This is a genomic window from Ochrobactrum sp. SFR4, assembly GCF_019730395.1.
Lineage (GTDB): Bacteria > Pseudomonadota > Alphaproteobacteria > Rhizobiales > Rhizobiaceae > Pseudochrobactrum.
Genome location: NZ_JAAPBB010000697.1, coordinates 1 through 279 on the forward strand (window position 1 = coordinate 1; position 279 = coordinate 279).

Consider the following 279-nt stretch of genomic DNA (forward strand, 5'->3'; position numbering starts at 1 on the left):
CTTGTCGTTATGCAAAATCGCTGGGAATATGCATCCTTGCATTGGGCTTGTCAGTTTCGCGGGATCATCGTCACGCCTCTTAATTGGAGAGCGAAAACAGACGAAATTGATTACGCTGTTACCGATGCCCATGCAAAAGCAATATTTTACGAGGATGCTACAGCAGAAGCCGTATTGAGCTCTGTTGAAGCGGGCAAAATACCCAATATCTGTACCAATAAGCTGCATGAGATCATGCAGGCCTCAGCACCAGATGCAGAGCCGCACGCTGATGCCAAT

General features: G+C 47.7%; 1 protein-coding gene. It reads left to right on the forward strand.

The window, feature by feature from the left end:
- A partial coding sequence (locus HBA93_RS20850) for an AMP-binding protein (protein WP_221724546.1) occupies nucleotides 1–279 on the forward strand: 279 nt, incomplete at both ends.